Source organism: Novosphingobium sp. KN65.2, from assembly GCF_001368935.1.
GTDB lineage: Bacteria > Pseudomonadota > Alphaproteobacteria > Sphingomonadales > Sphingomonadaceae > Novosphingobium > Novosphingobium mathurense.
The window spans coordinates 17535-35958 of sequence record NZ_CCBH010000132.1 but is presented as its reverse complement, the minus strand read 5'-3'; the positions used below and the strand labels follow the sequence as shown (position 1 = coordinate 35958).

Below are 18424 nucleotides of genomic sequence, written 5' to 3'. Positions count from 1 at the left end.
TCCTCAACGCCCAGGATGAACGCCGTGTCGAATTCGAGTCCCTTGCTCTTGTCGATCGACATAATGCCTACCGCGCAGTCCCCAGCGAAGGACGAGAGCGCTGTGGCTGGATCCCATTTGCGCGACTATGGCGCGACGACAGTTTTCTAGTACTGGCACTTTAGCGTGACGCCAGCGTTGCCCGCTGACTTCATTTTAGCGCGGTTTTCCCACTCGGGAGATGAGCGCATCGCGCGGCAACGCACCATCTCTGGGCGGATGTACCCGGCAAACTTCTGGATTTTTTCGCATTTTGCGCCTCCACACGCGCGCTCGGCTTGACTTGGCGTTTTGCGTTGCATGAATTGGCGGACATGGACGTTAAGCTGATACGCGCATTTATTGCGTCGCCCGGAGGCCTAGAACAGGAGCGCAAGGCCGCTTTTGCTGCCGCAAAGGAAATCAACAAGTCGGTCGCCATGCCGATGGGTGGACGCCTCGAACTGATCGGCTGGGAAGATACCTTATCCGGAAATGGACGGCCCCAGGCGACGATCAACGCAGAAATGGAAACCTGCGACCTGTTCATCGGTGCAATCTGGTCCAGCTGGGGTTCCAATCCTTCGCTCGATGGCCCCTACACATCCGGTTTTGAAGAAGAGTTCGAACGGTCCCGGGAACGGCACGGCCAGACAGGCAGCCCACTGATGGCCATGTTCTTCAAGAATGTGGAGGCCAACCAATTGCGAGACCCCGGACAGGATCTGAAGAAGGTTCTCGCATTCCAGGAAAAGCTGAAGGCCGAAAAGAACTTCCTGTATGGTACTTTTGCGGAGGCCGACGAATTTGCGGCGAAGGTGCGCGAATTTCTGGCAACCCACGTACTGGCCATCCTGCGCCAGCCAGATGCGGTGCGGGAGGAACGCCCGACCGCCATAGAGCGCCAGCCTGCCGAGGCCGGGACGATGCCCGTAGATCATGGCAATGGCGATTTTCCCGACGCTCAGTTCCTGAATGCCGCAGCGTCAGGTCTGCAGAGCGAAACGGGGCTGGGCCCGCTCGACATCGCCCGTATGCGGTTGATCGCGGGCACATACGGTAAATCGCAGAACGACAAGCAGACGCTGGGCGTGCATGACGCCAACCTCCTCTATGCGCAGAAGAAACAGCTCAAGTTTTCCGCAATGGAGAAACTCGGCCTTCTTGAAGCCGGACTGAGCTATTTGCGCGACCAGAATGTTCCGATCTGGAGTTGGCTGAAGGACATAAGCGATGGGCGGGACAATCTTCTGACGCGCATCAGTCTGTCGTCGGAACCTGCTGAGAGGGCTGGAGCGATAGAAGCGATGCGCCTGTTGCAGGAACCTGTCGTACCGCTTTCTTCGGATGACGAGATTGTTGACGACCATTGGCTCGGTCTTGGCAAACCTACTGATGTCAAAATCGCGGCACTGCGATATTTGCGTGACCTTGGCACCCTCGAGCATTTGCCTGCCGTCCAGCGCGAGATCGCGCATGCAGACAGGGATACGCTGACGCCCGCGACCGAGACTGCGGTACGTATGCTCCTGCGTTCGAGCGGGCAGGACGCGGTGCGGTTCATCCTCAACACGTCGTTCGAGACGCTCGATGTCGATGTGCTGAACCAGGCGCTGTCTCATGTCCGGCTGGCCTCGGTGCAGGAGTTGGAGGCAGGGCTCGATCACCGGGCTCCGCAAGTACGCGCCGCTTCGCTCAACGAACTCAGTGAGCGCGATGCGGTCGATCTGGCAATTCTCGAGCGTGCCAAAATCGACGCCGCCGCCACGGTCCGCTACGCTGCGCTGCGCGCGCTCGACCGACTGGGGCAATCGGCCTCGCTCAATGAAGCGGAAAAGATCCTCTGCACCTCTCGCGGCGCATCAGGCGCATTTGGCTTGCTTGCCAGGCAGGACTCAAGCGGTGTCGCACTGTTTGAAATCTATGCTGCCGACAGGATGCGATCGATGCAACAGGGCTCGCTCGAAGCGCTGCTTGGCCCCGGCACCAATGGCTTTATCGCCTATTGCACGCTCGCCGCGCGCCGAATGGGCGATTATCCGACAGATCTGCGCGCAGATCTGCTCGACGGCTTTAAATCCTATGTGGCACGCACCTGGCCTGACGGGATCAAGCCAGCTCCCGATACACTAGGTCTGCTATCCTTGACGATCGGAAAATCGGATCCTGTCGAAACCAAAAAACGGGATCTCATCGGCAAGGCGCTCGATGTGATCAGCCGCAAACTGGACCACGTCGATCTTGCGTTGGTCCGCGCGGTACTCGACGAAAGCCGGATCGGACCTTCTGAAACGGTCCTGGCTTATTTCAAGGCCTTTGGACAGGAGGAAGATGTCGCGCGGTTGGCCCAGACTTCAATGATCCGCGTCAACATCCCCGACAACGGCGGGTATTTTAGGGACTTTGCTGAGGCTGCGCGCCTCATTCTCAAACTCCACCAGGGGTCACCTGCGGACCTGCTGGCATTCGACATGCCCCGGCGCATGAAAGCGCAGGTAATTGAGGTGATGACCGCAAAGGACTTTGCCGCGATGTCCGATCCGCAGATTCTGGCGCTGCTACTGAGCGAGGACGACGAAGTTCGCCGTCAGGCGGCAAGGAAGACGCCAATGAGCCTGTCTCGCACACGCATTGCGAGGATCTTGGAGGCCTACGACGCAGATCCTGAGGGCAGGTACTATATCGTTACGCACTGGCTCGACCTTGGACTGGCCTTTGAGCGCGCGGCCGCACGGCGGGTAGCGACAGCCGATCGCTGATACATGCGACCATTTTCCCGATCCAGGTCTGGATGGATCAGCGATTGGAGTGTTTCTGCCTTGCTGGATAGGCAACAGAGAAGGGGGCGCTACGGCGGCCCCTCTTAAATGGTTCTCAGGCGAAGGTGACCAGCTGGTTTGCGCGACCCGAATGACGGATTTCAACTAAATGCCGCCGCTCACATCAGCGATGCTGAATGTCTTGAGCTTATCGGCTGCCCACGCGGCGTGAGTGGCAGCTATCCTTCCATTCGCGCTTTAAACCGGACGATCTGCAATGTCCCACGACCCGGCGGTCGTTCCGGTGAAACCGACCCATTCTTGCCGTACAACCACCAAATTTCGACCCCCAGGTGAGGTGCTCTGCCTTCCATCAAGGCCACGATCTGGTCGAGCGGGCTGGCCACCGCGCGCATGGTCTTGCTCGAAACCTTGGTGTAGATGGCGGTTGTGTCGAAGTTGGTGTGGCCCAGCAACACCTGGATGACGCGGATATCGACACCCTGCTCAAGCAGGTGAGTGGCAAACGAATGCCGCAATGTGTGCGGGCTCACCCGCTTGTGGATCCCGGCGAACTCGGCCGCCTCATGCACGGCGCGGTTCAACTGGCGCGCCGAGATCGGATCCGTGCAGTTGCGGCCCGGGAACAGCCAGCCATGGGGTAACATCACTCCGCGGCGTTTGCCTTCGCGCCACCATTGCCGTAGCAAATCCAGCAGATGCGGTGAGAACATGGCATTACGATCCTTGGGTCCCTTGCCCTGCTCGACACGGATGATCATGCGCTCGCTGTTGATGTCTCCGATCTTGAGGTGGGTTACCTCGGACACGCGTAGGCCCGCGCCGTAGGCCACGCTGAATGCGGCCTTGTACTTGATGCCCGGCGCCGCCTCGATCAACCGTGCCGCCTCTTCGACACTCAGGACGTCTCGGAGCTTGGGTTCACATCGTATGACAGATAGGCCAAGCGCGATCTCCGGCCGCTTGAGCGTCATCGTGAAGAGGAAGCGCAGAGCCGATACCGCGGCGTTGAAGGTTGCCGGACCGACGGCGCGGTGATGCTGATCGAGTTGAAAACGCCGAAGGTCTTCTGCGCTGGCCGTATCGGGAGGACGGCCCAGAAACGCGGCGAAGGATCGCACGTGGCGAATGTAGTCCTGTTGCGTATGCGCCCCAAGACCTCGAAGCTTCATATCCTGCAGCATCCGCTGGCGCAGCGAACCAATCGGGGCGGAAGTAATCGTAGTGTCCATCGTGAGTTCCTTTGCAGTTAAGGGACCTCACAATCTCATGGTGACTCCGTCTCGTCCAACGCCCCGAAATTGCGGCGCGATCTCACCCCAAGCGCCACTCCCGCGGAGCGGGTTCGTCCAAGTCCCAGAGCCGGTCAATCCGTTTCGTCGACGTTGCATTGAATGCATGTTCGCTTGAGGCAAGCTGATTTGATTTCCGAAATATCAGCTCGGTCGCCGATCAAGAGGGAAAGAGTATCGCATTGTAGTCCTGGGCACCGTGCAGGATGTGGAGGATCGTCAGATTTTCGGTATAGACTCGGTAGAAGATCAGATAATCTCCGTGACGCCGCCGTCGCACGCCGGTCGCCTCATATCGCGGTACGAGGGGAAATCGTTCTGGCATATCGGCCAGACCCAAGCATTTCGTGCGCAGTTCCTGCAAGAAGCTTACGGCCCGTGCCGGATTGTCGCGCGCGATGTAGTCGCCGATCACCTCAAGATCGTATTCGGCCTCAGCCGAAAGGTGGACGATCATTCGTCGTCCGCAGCCATGGCGCGATACTTCGCCTCGAGGCGATCGAAAACCTCATTGGCCGGCGTCGTACGTCCAGCATCCGCGTCTGTAAGCCCCCGTGCAATCGAGGCGTCCAGCGCCGCCAGTCGAGTTTCCCTTTCGTGAATTAGGCGCACACCTTCGCGTAGAACCTCGCTTTTCGAGTTGTAGCGCCCCGTCGCAACAAGGCTGGTGACGAAATTTTCAAGCTGGTGTCCGAGATCAGCGCTAATCATGATCGAGCCTCCATTGACAACGGGAATAGCACTTTATCAACAGTTGATAAAGTGCTATTCAGCGGTGCGCCAGTAATGGCGCGGAGCGCGGTGGTGGCGCTATTCAACCGGGATGCTGTCCGAGCCCCCGATGATGGGAACCGTTATGTTCGCTGGTTTGGGCCTATGACCCTTTCGATCAAAGTTGACGCACGATAGGCGAGGGCGGATGGCCATCCCCTGGGATCAGCCCGCGACGCTGATAGATCTGGACGGCAAAACGCGGGTCATCGGAACGATTCTTGAGTGCGTGATGCATTTTTTGGCTCTTCACGCCTTTCGCGAAGGCCCAAACGCGCATTTTGTTGCCCCGGCCAGTGGGCAGAGTTGGTCAGAAGAACCGCACATGGATTCTCGGCCCAGATGAAATCGAAGCGCTGGCCAAGCGCATGGCGGATGAAGAACACCCTCCAGCCAATAGCAACGAAAGCGGTCTGTTGCTCCGGGTTCACCAACAGCGCAAGTTGCAGGTCGGGATGATCAGAAGCTTCCGGCTTCGATTTGTCCTAGAACACGCAGGACCAACATTCCGCCAATTTCAGTGCCCATGAAATCGAGCGGCGTTTCCCAGGCCAACGGAACTATCTGGGCGGTCATCCAGTCCGCCGCAACTTCAGCGTCGCCGAGCGTCTCTGTGGCCCGCGACATCGCAACCGCAAATCGCCAAAGCCGCTGGCTCTGCTCGGAACTGAGCGTTTCCTTGCCCATGGTCCGACGCCGGCGATAGGTTGCCAACTTCAATCCCAAGATCTTGTAGAAGCGTTCTTCGGTCGCAATGAACGGGACGGAGGCGATGAGGTGCTTCACCGCGGCGAGGGGTAGACCTGCGACAAGCCGTTCGTGCAGATCTAGTGGCACATTCGAACCGAGGCCGAGGACCTGCTTGCCGCCTAACATCGCGATGGCGCTCTGAATGACAGGCAGGCTGTCGTCGGGAAAAGTGGAGTGACGCGTCATGGACCGGCTTCGGCGGTAAGATATCGGCGCACAGCGAGCAAGTCGTCCAGTCCGCCCCTCGCCAACCTGTCGATGGCGCTGGCGCCCGCGAAGAGCGGGTGTGCATTGGGCTTGCGCATCCAGGCATCGGCTCGTGCAGGAGCGCCCAGCAAGGTGTTGATGAGCCTGAATATCACGAGGATGTGTCCGATCCTCAGAACCATCTCAACAGGCAGAGTGCCGGTTTCCTTTCCGGCCAGTCCGCGCCAGCGCTCCAGTTCGGCTTCGCTCCCGGCACCAAGGATGGCCGCTTCCTGCTGGGTCGAGTGCTGCCAACAGCGGGCGATATTGACGAAGGTACGCAGACCTGAAGGTGCGGTACGAGGACCGATCCGCGCTGTCAGATCTAGTCGAATGTTGGTCATCTCACGTGGGTTTCATCATTTTGCGAGCGATGTGGGAATTCGCGGGGGAAACCTCAGCGGTCGCAGCCTTGCCAGAGTTGCTGGTTGACTTGGGTTTGGACTGCCCGGCACGTTTTGCGGGGGAGGGCAGTCCGGCCGAGCCTGCGGCATCTGCAAATCTGCGTCCCGTAGTCCTGCGCTTGGCTGGTCGGAGCTTTTTCAAGTTGTCGTCCCGTGCGTTGCGGGGCCAGTAGTACGTGCACAAGTTGATGGGGTGCGCGAAAAGGTGGTCGGTGACGACAGGAATCTTCTCAACAATGTTGGCGAGTTTGGGCAGAGATGTCGCCTTGGAGTATCGATCGGACATCCCATGTTGCGTTGCATGGCCAAGCAGATCGCTGCGCGTTTCAATGAAGACTTCCGCGTCCTTCAGGGCGGTAGAAACCATGTGCCGGAATGCGTGTAGTCCCTGCCCCGGTTTGAGGAAGGGGAGTTGCTTGGCGAGAGAATGCCAGTATCGCCCGTAATAAATATCCCCCATTCGCTGTTGCGACTTGCCGGGCAATAGGTCGGGAAAGAGGACTTTTTGGCCGGCCAGACGGACCGCTTCGACGAAAGCGAAAAAGCCTAGGCGTAATATCTCCGAGGCAAGCGGAATGGAGCGGCGAGACCGTGCGTTCTTGATGCGCCCGGTCAAGGTGATGTCGATATTGAAGTAGGCGATGCCGTCCTCGACGCCAATGTCGTCCACCATCAGCTTGGCGATCTCTTCACGACGAGCTCCAGAGTACCAGCACAAGAGGGGGACCCAATAGGCCGCATCATGAAGGATGCACGAGCCGACCTTTTCGCGATGGCTGCGGCCCTCGCAACCCGTCCAGATCGGTAGCGAAAATAGCTCTCGTCCTTGTTCGGGTGTAAAGGCCAAGCGTTGATCACGTGCTTGGCGGGCATCCGCGACGATATAGTCGTCCCAACGCAGGTCTGCCATTTGCGGAACGCGTGCTCGAACCCAAGTGCACAGGGTGCGCAGCAACCGGAAATGCCGATTGGCGGTCGGAGGCATGAGACCGATTTTGTCCTCTGTGAGTTTCCCAGCCGCCACGAGCGCTTCCGCTTCGGCAGCGATCGCCTCGAGGCTCATGGCCTTATGGCGTTCCAACTTGTGGTGATTGTGGGCCGGAAGGCGATCGAGCAGACCCGCAAATCGATCGAGATCTTCTTGTTGCAGTTTCCAGATGGGGCCAGGGTACGCTTTACCCAGCAGCATCGCCGCATTGGCGAACTGCTGTCGCGTCTTTCTGCCCCAAGTCTTGCGGGTTTGCTTGAGCTTTGCGGGGGCGCTACCACCGGCCCGCGGCACGCTGGCAATGTAGCGCCTGGCGGCATCTTCAACCGTGACACTCGCCCATTCGGCTGGCGGTGCGTTTGGCGCGGAGTGATGATGGGGCGGGTGGCTTTCAGCCGGATGCCGTCCCGGCCACCCCGTCCCCAAGGGCGCTCTGCTCCGCGAAAGGTTGGCGCCCGACCAGTAACCTCCCGCAGGGCCTGGGGGCGACTCACCCGTGGCCTGGTCTGTTGCGGAGGCGCCGCGCCATTCCGGAGCGGCGGCTAGGCGGTCCTGAAATTCGTGGAGCGCGGCGGCCCGAGCCTGGTGGAGCACTTTGCACATCGCCCGCCGCAACGGTGCTGTGTCTGCCAGTTCTTGCGACTGAAGCTCGGCGCTGACCTCGGCTTGCCAGCGGGTGAGGCACAGCTCCGTGATGCGCAAGCCCGCGGATTCGAGATGCGAGGCTGCGACGTTGTCTGGCATGCCGCCCAGAACCAAAGCTTGCGAGAAGCGCTCGAGACCACGCAAAACCTCGCCAATGAACGCGGCGCGGTCTGTGTCGGCTGGAACCCGATCGAGCAGTTGCAGATGCAGCGCTTCGAGCCGGTCGCGTTCCTTGTGAAGCAGCCGGCGAAAATGCGTATTGCGCTCTTCCGGAGTGAATGGCGGGTCACCCGGATCGTGTTCCAGGCTGTGCCGGACCGCTTCGGCAACATCGGCCAGCCGGATTGCACGTTGTCGAGCCACGGCGAGTCTCCGCGTCAGCAGGCTGAGAGCTATACGATATGTACGGCCATCCGACCAGCGCACCGATTGCCGGTAGTAATAGACCGCGCCGCGGCGAAAGATCTGGCTGCATGAGCGCATCGGAACACCTGACACCTAATGGCCACACCTTCCGACTCCGGTGTCGCCATGCGGAATCTCGATGCGGTTATAAATCAGATATTTAGATCAAGATTCACTGGGGCCGCGATATACGCAGTAGATCTTATCGTCCGTCACGTAGCTGTTGACCCACTGGATGTCGGGGCCAAGATCCTTGAGGACATGGCAGGACTTCTGGGACGCCTCCTGAAGGTCGCCGGCACACAGGTTGCCGACACCCGGCATTTCCCTCTCGATTACGAACTGTGGCATATCCGACTCTCCGAACGGTTGAAGTTTGGTGAGCCCAAATCCTTGAACCTTTCGCAGTCTACAGGATATTGTTCCTAAGTCCCATCTCATATGAACTGTGATGCGGTTGCGACATGGCCACTGGTAGTGCCGGGTTGGTCATGCCGTGTCTTTTGGTTGTTCCCGGCTTGCCGGTCAGCCATGTTCCACGCGGGATCGATGTTTTCGAAGCCGTGGTCCTCGACCCGTTGCTCCGGAACCAAGGGCCATAATTTCTTCGTGCCAGTCTTGCATCGTCGGTCCTGCTGACGGCAGCCGCGCAGCATTGGTTGATCAGCACATTTTCCGCAGGGCCTGCAAGCGTCAAGGTCTGCAGGTGCAGCTGACCAACGACGGTAGTCGGACCAACCTCGAAGCCGCCCGGATATGCCATGCCGAAGTACGGATGCGACCCCGGTCGGGCGACGAGCCGCTGAAAGTCCGTCAGAACCGGTACATGAACAACTGCATCGAACAGGACCATCGGCGGATCAAACGCCGTATCCGGCCTATGCCCGGCTTCAAGTCCAAGGTCCGCGCCGCGATCATTCTCGATGGCATCGAACTCGTCCACTCTTCTGCATCGAGTTGGAAGCGCACAATGACGTTTGGCGTGTACTGCATACAAGGCGCGACATTCGCCCTTCAATGACCGAGTTGGGCACAGATTGATTTAGGGTGTTCTGACATCTGGAAGACTTCCAGTTGTGCCGCAAAGGCGCGCATGTATGCATGTCGAGCTTCGCCTCGGGCTACATAGGCTGAGAGGTTCGGATATTCGTCCAGTAAACCTGACGGCTTCAGTCGTTGCAGTGCGTGGACCATCATAAGGTCACCCGCGCTGAATTTCCCATCGACCCAATCGGTATCGCCCAGGTGGGCGGAAAGCTGTTCCAGCCGGTCACGCACGCGATCCATGACCAGAGGCAGGCGTTCCTTGCTCCAGGGCTTGTCGCTCTCCAGTAGCATGGCGTTCGCAAGTTCGAGGATCGGTGGCTCTACCGTGTTGAGCGCGGCGAACATCCAGTTGATCGCACGCGCTCTGACCTTGGCGTCAATGGGAAGTAGTCCGGCATGATGTTCCGCGATGTGGAGGACGATCGCTCCTGTCTCAAACAGGGAGAGGTCGCCTTCCTCATAAGTCGGAATCTGCCCGAAGGGATGAAGGGCAAGATGCGCCGGCTCTTTCATCTCGGCAAAGGAAAGCAGGCGGACGTCGTATGGCTGGCTCACTTCTTCCAGTGCCCACCGTACTCGCATATCGCGCGCGAGGCCCTGACCGCGATCCGGCGAGGTCGCAAAGGCAGTGATGACTGGGGGCATGAGGGGGCTCCAACTTCGATTGCGCGTGTCAGCTTTGCGATGCCGCGGCCGCTTCGATTGCGACGATGTCGATCTTCGTCATCGTCATCATTGCCGCGAAGGCGCGCTGCGCTTCGGCCCGATCGGAACTCGTTGTCAGTTCGAGAAGCCGTTTCGGCGTAATCTGCCAGGAGAAGCCCCAGCGATCCTTACACCAGCCACAGGCGCTTTCGACGCCACCTTTGTCGACGATCGCATCCCAGTAGCGGTCTGTCTCTTCCTGACTCTCAGTTATAATCATGAAGCTGGCGGCCTCATTCGGTTTGAAATTCGGTCCACCATTGAGGCCAACGAACCGCTGCCCCAGAACGGTGAATTCGACGGTCAGTTCATTGCCTTCATCGCCGCCGGGATAATCGCCGGGGGCCATGTTCACCCGGTCGATACGGCTGTCCGGGAAAGTGGCGGCATAGAATTCTGCTGCCTTGCTGGCTTCGCCGTGGTCAAACCACAGGCATGTAATCATGTTCGCCATAACGGTTCTCCATAGGTTCCTGGCCAATCGGTGGACAAAGCCTAACCGGCCGTGTTCGCTTCCACATGGTGCTTGAAATTGTCGAGGATGGCCTGCCAGCCGCCGCGCTGCATCTCGATCGAATTTTCGGCTTCTGGATCGAACGTCACTCTGACGCGCACGCCTTCTGTTGCCGGCGTGAATTCGATCCGGGCGTGACGGCCGCCAAATTCGTACTCGATCAGTCTGTTCGTTTCGATCCTGGTGTAGGTTCCGGCGAAGTCAAAACCCATGCTGCCGTCCTTTGCTTCCATGCGGGAGGAAAAGATCCCGCCTTCGCGCAAATCGACAGTGGCTGACGGCGTATGCCAGTCATCGGACGCCGCATTCCACTGCACGATATCTTCCGGCGTTGTGTACGCTTGCCAGACTTTTTCGATGGGTGCCGCAATGATCGTTTCGACTTTGATAGCTTGGGGGCTCATGATGGTTACTCTGTACAAAGTTGGGGTGAGATCGGTTAGCGTCCGGCGCTACATCTCGATTTCGGGTTCCACGAGCTTGGCGAACTTCTCGAGACATTCCTGCCAGCCAAGATAGCAGCTCTCGGGCGGGATCATGTCCGGTAGGCCTTCTTGGACGATGGTCATTTCCGTGCCGCACGACACGGCTTTCAGATCCACCGTCACTGTCATCTCGCCGGGGAGATTGGGGTCGTCGAACCGGTCGGTATAGACTAGCTTCTCGCCTGTGATGAGTTCGAGATACTCGCCGCCGAAGGAATGGCTGTTGCCGGTCGTGAAGTTGCGGAAAGACATTCTATGCTTGCCGCCGACCTTGGCCTCCAACTCGTGGACTGTGCAGATGAAGCCATAAGGCGGAAGCCAGCTGGCGACCGCATCCGGTTCGATGAAAGCCCGAAAAACTTTCTCCGGCTTGGCCGCGATGACGCGATGCAGGCGAATGGAATTTGGCATTTTTCTCTCCTCTTGCAAGTTGACGTTCCAAGGACGAGTGACCCGTTGCCGTCCCGACATCGGGTCTAACTTTTTTCCGCCGCCTCACGCGCGAAGGGAAACAGGGTTCTGAGCAGGGGATCACGCAGCCACAGCCCACCCCACATGACGACGCCGAGATAGAGCCCAAACAGGATATGGCTGAAGAGGGGGCTCTCCGCGCGGATCTGGGTCGCGATGGCACCGCCAAGCAGTCCGGTCATCAGCATGGCGCCAAGGAGACTGGTGCGCGGGATCAGATAAAGCACGAGGCACACGAGCTCGAGGACACCGATCGCCAGCGCATAGCCTGCCGGCCAGCCGAGCTGCGCCATGGTTTCCTCCGCAACCGGCATTCCGAGCAGCTTGGGCGAAATCGAAGCGCCGAGCATGAAAAGCGCAAACAGGCCTGTCAGCACGCGGCCCGCCCACGTCATTGAGTTAGGGATCATCTCGTTCTTCCACTTGGACATTGAAGTCAGTCCGAGGACGAAGGACGGCGCGTCGTTCCGACATGCACCACAACTTTTTCGGCAGTTGCTGCCGATGGGGAGGTGGGCCAACGGAACGGCGGCGGTCTGCTTCCCCTGATTGGAAACATGCCTCGACGCCGCCAGACGCAAGAGTATGCTCTTTTCGATGACGCTGGACTACCGGTACGCACAAAATCCCGGCGGCAATTTATTTGCATCGGATGTCGGATCGCGGTGGGCGGCAGCGTCCTTGGTCAACGGAGGCCCAAAGTGCTCTACACATTGCTGTGCTACAATGACGAGATGGTAACGTCCGCCTGGACGAAGGAAGAGGACGCGGCCGTCATGGCGCGTCTCGATCAAGTCCATCGCAAATGGGCCGGCAATTTCAAACCGATGCTGCGGCTAATGCCGACGAGCGCTGCGACGACGCTGCGCAAGTCGGAAAATCTGGTCGTTGACGGGCCATACGCAGAAACCAAGGAGCAACTGCTCGGGTTTTACGTGGTCGATGTCGACAATCTCGACCAGGCGCACGCCATCGCCCGGGAACTCGCAGTTGCCAATCCCGGCGGTGCCTACGAGATCAGGCCGGTGATGCTCTACTATCCTGACGGATCGGCAATCGACGATGCCCCAGCCGCCTGAACACGACTGGATTGATGCGCGGCTCGTCGGCGCACGCCCACGCGCGATGGCCGCGCTGCTGCGTTACTTCCGTGATCTCGACCTGGCCGAGGAAGCCTTCCAGGATGCCTGCCTTCGGGCGCTGAAGTCCTGGCCCAAGAATGGTCCGCCTCGCGATGCGGAAGGCTGGCTGATCATGGTGGGGCGCAATGCCGCGATCGATCATGTGCGGCGACAGGCGAAGCTTACCGAGCTGCCGCCGGAAGATGCCATCTCGGACAAAGGGGATGTCGAGCCGGATCTCGCCGAGCGTCTGGATGCGGCCGACTATCGGGACGATATCCTGCGCCTTCTCTTCGTCTGTTGCCATCCTGAATTGCCGGCCACGCAGCAGGTCGCACTGGCGCTGCGCATCGTCTCCGGCCTTTCCGTTCAGGAGATCGCGCGTACATTCCTCGTCAATGAACGGGCGATGGAACAACGCATCACGCGGGCAAAGGCACGCGTCGCCAAGGCTGGCGTACCGTTCGAAACGCCGGGCCCGGTCGAACGCGCGGAGCGTTTCGCGGCTGTCTCGGCAATGATCTATCTCGTCTTCAATGAAGGCTATACGGACGCCAATCCAGCAAGTGAGCGCGCAAGCCTGTGCGGCGAGGCGATCCGCCTGGCGAGGCTGATGCTGCGCATGTTTCCGTCCGAGCCTGAAATGATGGGGCTTTTGGCGTTGATGCTCCTTCAGCATTCGCGGCAAGGCGCCCGCTTCGACGAAACCGGCGTGCCGATACTGCTGGATGATCAGGACCGTTCGCTCTGGAACCGCTCCATGATTGCGGAAGCCTTGGCGATGATCGACAAGGCCATGCTCCACCACCAGCCCGGCCCTTATCAGATTCAGGCAGCGATCGCGGCGCTGCATGCCCGTGCCGGCAAGCCTGAAGATACCGACTGGGCGGGTATCGATCAGCTCTATGCAGCGCTTGAACGGCGCGCACCATCACCGGTCGTCACGCTGAACCGGGCAGTGGCGATCTGGAAGCTCCAGGGGCCACAAGCCGCTCTGGACATGATCGCGCCGCTTTCCGACGCTCTGGACGGATACTTCTATTTTCACGGGGTGCGCGGGACGTTTCTGCGTCAGTTGGGTCGCAACAATGAGGCGCGCGATGCATTTGCGGCAGCCGTCACGCTGGCTGGGACGGCTGCCGAAGCAGCCCATATCCGCAATGCGCTCGACCAATTGGAGAATTGTTCAACTCGGCAGACCTGACGGCGGCTGATTTGCTGGTCCTGGACGACAGATTTCGAAATGTTGATCCTTCGACGGGAATGGCAGCTCTTCAGGCGATCTGCATCATAGCTGGATGTTCCGAGAAATGCCGACCGCACGCGTGAACGACGTGTCGTGACTTACGAGCAGCAAGGCGCCGTCGTAGCCGCGCAAAACGGATTCGATCACCTCGATCGACTCGAGGTCCAGGTGGTTGGTAGGCTCATCAAGCATCAGCAACTGCGGCACCGTCGCTGCTGACAATACGGAGGCCAAGCCAGCACGAAGGCGTTCACCGCCACTGAGCTCTCTGACCAACTTCTCGCCCGCGACATTGCGGAAAGCAAATCGCGCGAGCGCCACCCGGACGCTATTGTCATCCAGTAATGGATTTAGGCGGCGCATGTTGTCGACCAATGTGGAATTGCGATCGAGCAAACTGACTGTCTGGTCGAGCAAGGCGTGCGGCAATGGGCGCTGGATCTCACCCCCGTCAGGCGCGGCAAGGCCGGCGGCCAGCCTCAGTACGGTGGTCTTACCAGCGCCATTGCGGCCCGTTAGGGCTATCCGTTCGGGGCCTCGCAGAGAGAATGACAAGCGATCGATGACCCTGCGCTCACCAGTGCACCATGTAACCTCGTCGAACGTGAGCACCAGGCGATTGGGTGGAAGGCCGCATGAAGGCAGGGTGACGTTGAACGGCGTTGCCACCTCGACCCGCGTTCGGGCCGCTTCGAGCTCGGCCACTCCGGTTTCGATCCGCTTCTCGGTAAACGCGCGGCTGCGGCCGCCGCTGTTCTCGGCGCGCTCGCGCTGACGGCCCATCAGGATTTTCGGCGCGCTGCCGCTGGCGGAATACATGTGCCCGGCGCGGTCGCGCCGTGCCTGCCGTTCCCGTGCAGCCTTGGCGTCCCGATTGGCCGCCCGCACGCGCCGCTCGGCTGCTTCGCGATCGGCCTCCGCTCGGTCCCTCATCGCCTCGCGCTCCGAAATCCACGACGACCAGCCGCCGCCGTGGATCGAAACACCGACCGGCGAAAGCGCTACGATCCGGTCCACACTTTCGAGCAGCTCTCTGTCATGGCTGACCACGAGCGCCCCACCCCGCCAGCTCGCAAGGAGACTGGCGATGGCTGACCTGCCATCGTCATCGAGGTTGTTGGTCGGCTCGTCCAGCAGCAGCAGGTCCGGCGGATCAATCAGGAGTCGGGCTATGGCAAGCCGGGTCCGTTCCCCGCCGCTGAAACTGACCAAGGTGCGAGCAAGGTCGATTGGCGGAAGACCAGTGCGCGCAAGCGTTGCCTCCAGCGTTTGAGGCAAGGTCCAGTTCGCTTCGGCAAAATCCTGTTCGGTACCCCCACCGGATTCAATGCGCTCGAGCCTAGCCAGGTCTGCGGAGACGCCGAGCGCTACAGCCGCGGATTCGTCGCCCGGCGTGACCACCTGTTCGAGCATTCCGGCTGTTCCGCTCAGGGTGATCGTGCCGGATTGCAGCGCGACCCCGCCGACGATTGCACGCAACAGCGTAGACTTGCCGGCGCCGTTGCGGCCGACCACGCCGACGCATTCGCGCCCGACGTTTAGCGACAGGTTAGAAAACAGTGGGTGTCCGGAAGGTGTGGCCAAAGCCACGGCTTCGAGCGTGAGGAACGATGACATACTGGTACCGGAAAAACGAAGGGACGGGCGATCTCAACGCGTCTTCCGGTCCATCTCATCCTCCTGCGTGTGGTCCGACTAACGGTCGGAATTCGTCTATCTACCTGACCCAGAGAGAGTCTGCAATTGGGGTGTCAATGCTGGCTCTGGAAACGGTGAACCGACGTCCGCTATCGACTGCCCAATCCCGAGCGGTCGACGGCCGCATGGTCGGCGCGGGCAGACAGCAGGGCACCTCAGGTCAATGCATGGTTCTCTCGAGATGGCGCAGTTTGTCGGGATTGCGCGTCACGTAGATGGCCCGGATCAGCCCATCTTCGATCAATAGCGCCGTCGTCTGCAGAATCCCGTCCGGCTCGCGCGTGACGAAGCCGGGAAGCCCGTTGACGAAGCCATAGCGCACCAGTTTCGGTGGTCCCTCGCGGAGCCGGGTTATCGCGATGAGTGCCCGTCTCACCACATGGGCGCCTTCCAATATGCGCGCGACCGCGGGTCGCTTGCCACCGCCGTCGGCGTGGAAGCGGACATCCTCGGCGAGGAGCGCGCCGAGATGTCCGGTTCCCTGACCCTGCGAAGCCTGGAAGAAGGCAGAGGCGATCTCGAGCCCATGCTCGTGATCGACGGCGTAGCGAGCCCGCTCCTTCCGCACATTGGTCCGTGCCCGGCTGGCAAGCTGACGGCAGGCTGCGGCGTCCCGGTCGATCGAGGCGGCGATGTCTTCAAAGCTCTCCCCGAAAACGTCGTGGAGGAGGAAGGCGGCGCGCTCCAGCGGCGATAGCCGCTCAAGCGCCAGCATCAGCGGCAAGGTCACATCCTCCACCGGTTCCTCCTCGACGACCGGCTCGGGAAGCCAGGGGCCATCATAAGCCTCTCGTCGCACCCGTGCCGACTTCAGATGATCGAGGCACAGGCGCGTGACGATCCGGCGGAGAAAGGCGGCGGGAACGCGCACCGCTGCCCTATCCGCCTGCGCCCAACGGATGTAGGCCTCCTGTATCACATCTTCTGCATCGCTCATGGAACCCAGCATGCGATAGGCAACGCGCAGCAGGCCCGGGCGATGAAGGTCAAACGTGGAAGCGGAGTCAGTCATTGCCAGCCCAGTTCGGGTGCATAGAGATTGAATCCCACCGCGAGCCGGTTCCAGCCGTTGATGACGTTGATCAACATGGTGAGGTTGACCTGCTCTTCCTTGCTGAACTGGTCATCCAGGATCGCGTATACGGCATCAGGCGCGCGACGGATAGCAACCTCGGTCAGGTGCTCGACCCAGACCAGCGCCGCGCGCTCGCGCTTGGTATAGCACGGCGCCTCCTGCCAGGCCGCCAACAAATGGATGCGCTGCTCGGTCTCGCCGGCCCGGCGAGCGTCGGCGGTGTGCATGTTGAGGCAATTGGCACAGCCGTTAATCTGCGACGCGCGGATCTTGACCAATTCGAGCAACGACTTCTCAAGGCCGCATTTCTCGACCTGCATTGAAAAGGCATACCAGGGCTTGAACAGGTCGGGTGCAACAGCGGCTAAATCGGCGCGAGGTGTCATGAGGATCATCCTTTTCTGATGGAGATGCCGACATGACGAGCCAGCTTGGGTCAATGTGACATCGTCCGCGAGATTTTTCTTCAAGTGGGAACCATGAAGCAGATGACACGACCGCAAAACCAACAATCAGTATGGACGCTGCACGAAAGGAAGGTTTCAGGACCACGACATCGATCGACGTTTGACCGGGATGTCGGCGGATGTGGCCGTCACGTAGATGCGATCCGAATGTCCGGTTTCCTATTTTCGCACTCCAAAGCGAAACGAGCGCAAGGTCCCACGAATTGGCGTTAGCTTCCGGTGTCAGTCGACCCCTTTGCGGATGATCGGCTATCGATCCCGGTTCCCAGTTGCGGTCCTTCTGCTATTTGATCTGAGCCTCCCTGCAATACAGCTAGCTATCACTGCGGCAGGACCAGCTCGCTCCCTAGAAAATCGAGGAAAGCTCGAACGGTGCGGGATGGGTACTGTTCGCCCAGATATAGCGCGTGGATATCCTCCCCGTCACCGGGATGAAATGTGGGCAGCAATTCTAACAGCTGCCCGGACGCAAGGTCCTTGGCGACGTGGAAATGGGCGAGCCGCGCGATCCCCCCGCTCGCCAGTGCCATCAGACGCACCACCTCACCGGAATTACCCAGGAAAGGCCCATCAACCGTCCGCGAAACGACCCGGCCGTCGATCTTGAAGGGCCAACTGTCCACTGAGCGCCGAAAGCTGAAGCGCAGGCAGGGATGGCGATCGAGATCGCGGGGCTCTGTCGGCTCGCCATGGCATGCAAGATAATCTGGACTGGCGACCACGACCATGCGGCTGCGTCCGAGTTTCTTCGCCTTGAGGCTCGCATCCCGCAGCGGACCAATTCGAATCGCAATGTCCGCCCGTTCCGCGACCAGCTCGACCAATGCATCTGACAGGGCGAGGTCCACCGTCACTGCCGGAAAACGGTTGAGAAAGCGTGGCAGGATCGGTAACAGGCAATGGGTGCCGAACGGGACGGAGGCATTGACGCGGAGCAACCCTCTCGCCTCGTGCTCCTCACCGCTGAAGCTGTGCTCGACATTCCTCAGCTCGTCCATCAGTGCCGTCACGCGGTCACGGTAGGTTTCACCATCAGCAGTTAACGCCAGTGCACGGGTCGTGCGGGCGATGAGCTGAACACCGAGCCGCGCCTCCAACCGCGCAATTGACCGGCTGACCGCGGAAGGCGTGACACGCAGCATCCGCGCCGCGCCCGCAAAGCTGCCAGTTTGGGCGACACTGAGAAAAATCTCCATCTCACCGAAACGATTGTCCATAGCCCACTCATGATTTTGAAGCACTTCTAAAGTGCAGAGGTGATATCTAATCATCAATAGCCTTCTCGCCTATTTGCTG

At 60.0% G+C, this 18424-nt stretch carries 19 protein-coding genes and 2 pseudogenes; 5 read left to right on the top strand and 16 right to left on the bottom strand.

The features are described 5' to 3' along the window. Positions 1 to 353: 353 nt before the first annotated feature. A complete protein-coding gene (locus SPHV1_RS05000) occupies positions 354 to 2777 on the top strand; it encodes a DUF4062 domain-containing protein (RefSeq protein WP_054944941.1) in 2424 nt (807 codons plus the stop codon). Between the two features lie 239 nt (positions 2778 to 3016). Here SPHV1_RS05000 and SPHV1_RS04995 read toward each other — a convergent pair whose 3' ends face one another. The 3 genes from SPHV1_RS04995 to SPHV1_RS04985 form a co-directional block, all read right to left on the bottom strand. Further along, a complete protein-coding gene (locus SPHV1_RS04995) occupies positions 3017 to 4030 on the bottom strand; it encodes a site-specific integrase (RefSeq protein ID WP_082430829.1) in 1014 nt (337 codons plus the stop codon). A gap of 220 nt (positions 4031 to 4250) precedes the next feature. Further along, entirely contained in the window at positions 4251 to 4547 is a 297-nt protein-coding gene (locus tag SPHV1_RS04990; RefSeq protein ID WP_054944940.1) for a type II toxin-antitoxin system RelE/ParE family toxin, read from the bottom strand. Beyond that, positions 4544 to 4801, bottom strand: a complete 258-nt coding sequence (locus tag SPHV1_RS04985; protein WP_054944939.1) for a type II toxin-antitoxin system ParD family antitoxin — start codon at positions 4799 to 4801, stop codon at positions 4544 to 4546. Before SPHV1_RS04985 ends, SPHV1_RS04990 begins: the two co-directional genes overlap by 4 nt. 208 nt (positions 4802 to 5009) lie before the next feature. Between SPHV1_RS04985 and SPHV1_RS25680 the strand changes: the two are divergent. Continuing rightward, positions 5010 to 5241 (top strand): annotated as a pseudogene (locus SPHV1_RS25680) (hypothetical protein); the annotation flags it as partial. 79 nt (positions 5242 to 5320) lie between these two features. Here the strand turns inward: SPHV1_RS25680 and SPHV1_RS04980 are convergent. The 4 genes from SPHV1_RS04980 to SPHV1_RS04960 all read right to left on the bottom strand — a co-directional run bounded on the left by SPHV1_RS04980 (position 5321) and on the right by SPHV1_RS04960 (position 8650). After that, the gene (locus tag SPHV1_RS04980; protein ID WP_054944938.1) at positions 5321 to 5797 is read right to left on the bottom strand and encodes an antitoxin Xre/MbcA/ParS toxin-binding domain-containing protein; all 477 of its coding nucleotides are present in this window, start codon (positions 5795 to 5797) and stop codon (positions 5321 to 5323) included. Next, positions 5794 to 6201 (bottom strand): antitoxin Xre/MbcA/ParS toxin-binding domain-containing protein, encoded by a 408-nt coding sequence (locus SPHV1_RS04975; RefSeq protein ID WP_054944937.1) that lies wholly within the window; start codon positions 6199 to 6201, stop codon positions 5794 to 5796. Before SPHV1_RS04975 ends, SPHV1_RS04980 begins: the two co-directional genes overlap by 4 nt. A 1-nt stretch (position 6202) precedes the next feature. Continuing rightward, on the bottom strand, positions 6203 to 8257 hold the full coding sequence (locus SPHV1_RS04970; protein WP_231634527.1) for a site-specific integrase: 2055 nt from the start codon (positions 8255 to 8257) through the stop codon (positions 6203 to 6205). A gap of 207 nt (positions 8258 to 8464) precedes the next feature. After that, positions 8465 to 8650 (bottom strand): DUF4242 domain-containing protein, encoded by a 186-nt coding sequence (locus SPHV1_RS04960; RefSeq protein WP_082430825.1) that lies wholly within the window; start codon positions 8648 to 8650, stop codon positions 8465 to 8467. A 313-nt stretch (positions 8651 to 8963) separates the two neighbouring features. On the opposite strand from SPHV1_RS04960, the pseudogene SPHV1_RS04950 reads away from it, so the two are divergent. After that, a pseudogene (locus tag SPHV1_RS04950) lies at positions 8964 to 9242 on the top strand (DDE-type integrase/transposase/recombinase); the annotation flags it as partial. 71 nt (positions 9243 to 9313) lie between these two features. Here SPHV1_RS04950 and SPHV1_RS04945 read toward each other — a convergent pair. The 5 genes from SPHV1_RS04945 to SPHV1_RS04925 form a co-directional block, all read right to left on the bottom strand. After that, the gene (locus SPHV1_RS04945) at positions 9314 to 9991 is read right to left on the bottom strand and encodes a glutathione S-transferase family protein (RefSeq protein ID WP_054944933.1); all 678 of its coding nucleotides are present in this window, start codon (positions 9989 to 9991) and stop codon (positions 9314 to 9316) included. Positions 9992 to 10019: 28 nt separating this feature from the next. Next, positions 10020 to 10505: a VOC family protein gene (locus SPHV1_RS04940; protein ID WP_054944932.1), complete on the bottom strand. Its 486-nt coding sequence runs from the start codon at positions 10503 to 10505 to the stop codon at positions 10020 to 10022. Positions 10506 to 10546: 41 nt separating this feature from the next. Continuing rightward, positions 10547 to 10969: an SRPBCC family protein gene (locus SPHV1_RS04935; protein ID WP_054944931.1), complete on the bottom strand. Its 423-nt coding sequence runs from the start codon at positions 10967 to 10969 to the stop codon at positions 10547 to 10549. Between the two features lie 48 nt (positions 10970 to 11017). Further along, entirely contained in the window at positions 11018 to 11461 is a 444-nt protein-coding gene (locus tag SPHV1_RS04930; RefSeq protein WP_054944930.1) for an SRPBCC family protein, read from the bottom strand. A gap of 65 nt (positions 11462 to 11526) precedes the next feature. Further along, positions 11527 to 11931, bottom strand: coding sequence for a DoxX family protein (locus tag SPHV1_RS04925; protein WP_054944958.1), 405 nt, complete (start codon positions 11929 to 11931; stop codon positions 11527 to 11529). 291 nt (positions 11932 to 12222) lie between these two features. Here SPHV1_RS04925 and SPHV1_RS24865 point away from each other — a divergent pair, with 291 nt between their 5' ends. Both SPHV1_RS24865 and SPHV1_RS04915 read left to right on the top strand, forming a co-directional pair. Then, positions 12223 to 12600 carry a YciI family protein gene (locus SPHV1_RS24865; protein ID WP_054944957.1) on the top strand — a complete coding sequence of 126 codons (378 nt, stop codon included), beginning with the start codon at positions 12223 to 12225 and terminating at the stop codon, positions 12598 to 12600. Beyond that, positions 12584 to 13846, top strand: a complete 1263-nt coding sequence (locus tag SPHV1_RS04915; protein WP_054944929.1) for an RNA polymerase sigma factor — start codon at positions 12584 to 12586, stop codon at positions 13844 to 13846. Before SPHV1_RS24865 ends, SPHV1_RS04915 begins: the two co-directional genes overlap by 17 nt. Positions 13847 to 13930: 84 nt before the next feature. Here SPHV1_RS04915 and SPHV1_RS04910 read toward each other — a convergent pair whose 3' ends face one another. The 4 genes from SPHV1_RS04910 to SPHV1_RS04895 all read right to left on the bottom strand — a co-directional run bounded on the left by SPHV1_RS04910 (position 13931) and on the right by SPHV1_RS04895 (position 18345). Next, on the bottom strand, positions 13931 to 15505 hold the full coding sequence (locus SPHV1_RS04910) for an ATP-binding cassette domain-containing protein (RefSeq protein WP_054944928.1): 1575 nt from the start codon (positions 15503 to 15505) through the stop codon (positions 13931 to 13933). 241 nt (positions 15506 to 15746) lie between these two features. Beyond that, on the bottom strand, positions 15747 to 16598 hold the full coding sequence (locus tag SPHV1_RS04905; RefSeq protein WP_054944927.1) for a sigma-70 family RNA polymerase sigma factor: 852 nt from the start codon (positions 16596 to 16598) through the stop codon (positions 15747 to 15749). Continuing rightward, positions 16595 to 17047 carry a carboxymuconolactone decarboxylase family protein gene (locus SPHV1_RS04900; protein WP_054944956.1) on the bottom strand — a complete coding sequence of 151 codons (453 nt, stop codon included), beginning with the start codon at positions 17045 to 17047 and terminating at the stop codon, positions 16595 to 16597. The genes SPHV1_RS04905 and SPHV1_RS04900 overlap by 4 nt, the downstream gene beginning before the upstream one ends. A gap of 401 nt (positions 17048 to 17448) precedes the next feature. Then, positions 17449 to 18345 carry a LysR family transcriptional regulator gene (locus SPHV1_RS04895; protein ID WP_054944926.1) on the bottom strand — a complete coding sequence of 299 codons (897 nt, stop codon included), beginning with the start codon at positions 18343 to 18345 and terminating at the stop codon, positions 17449 to 17451. Positions 18346 to 18424 lie beyond the last annotated feature (79 nt).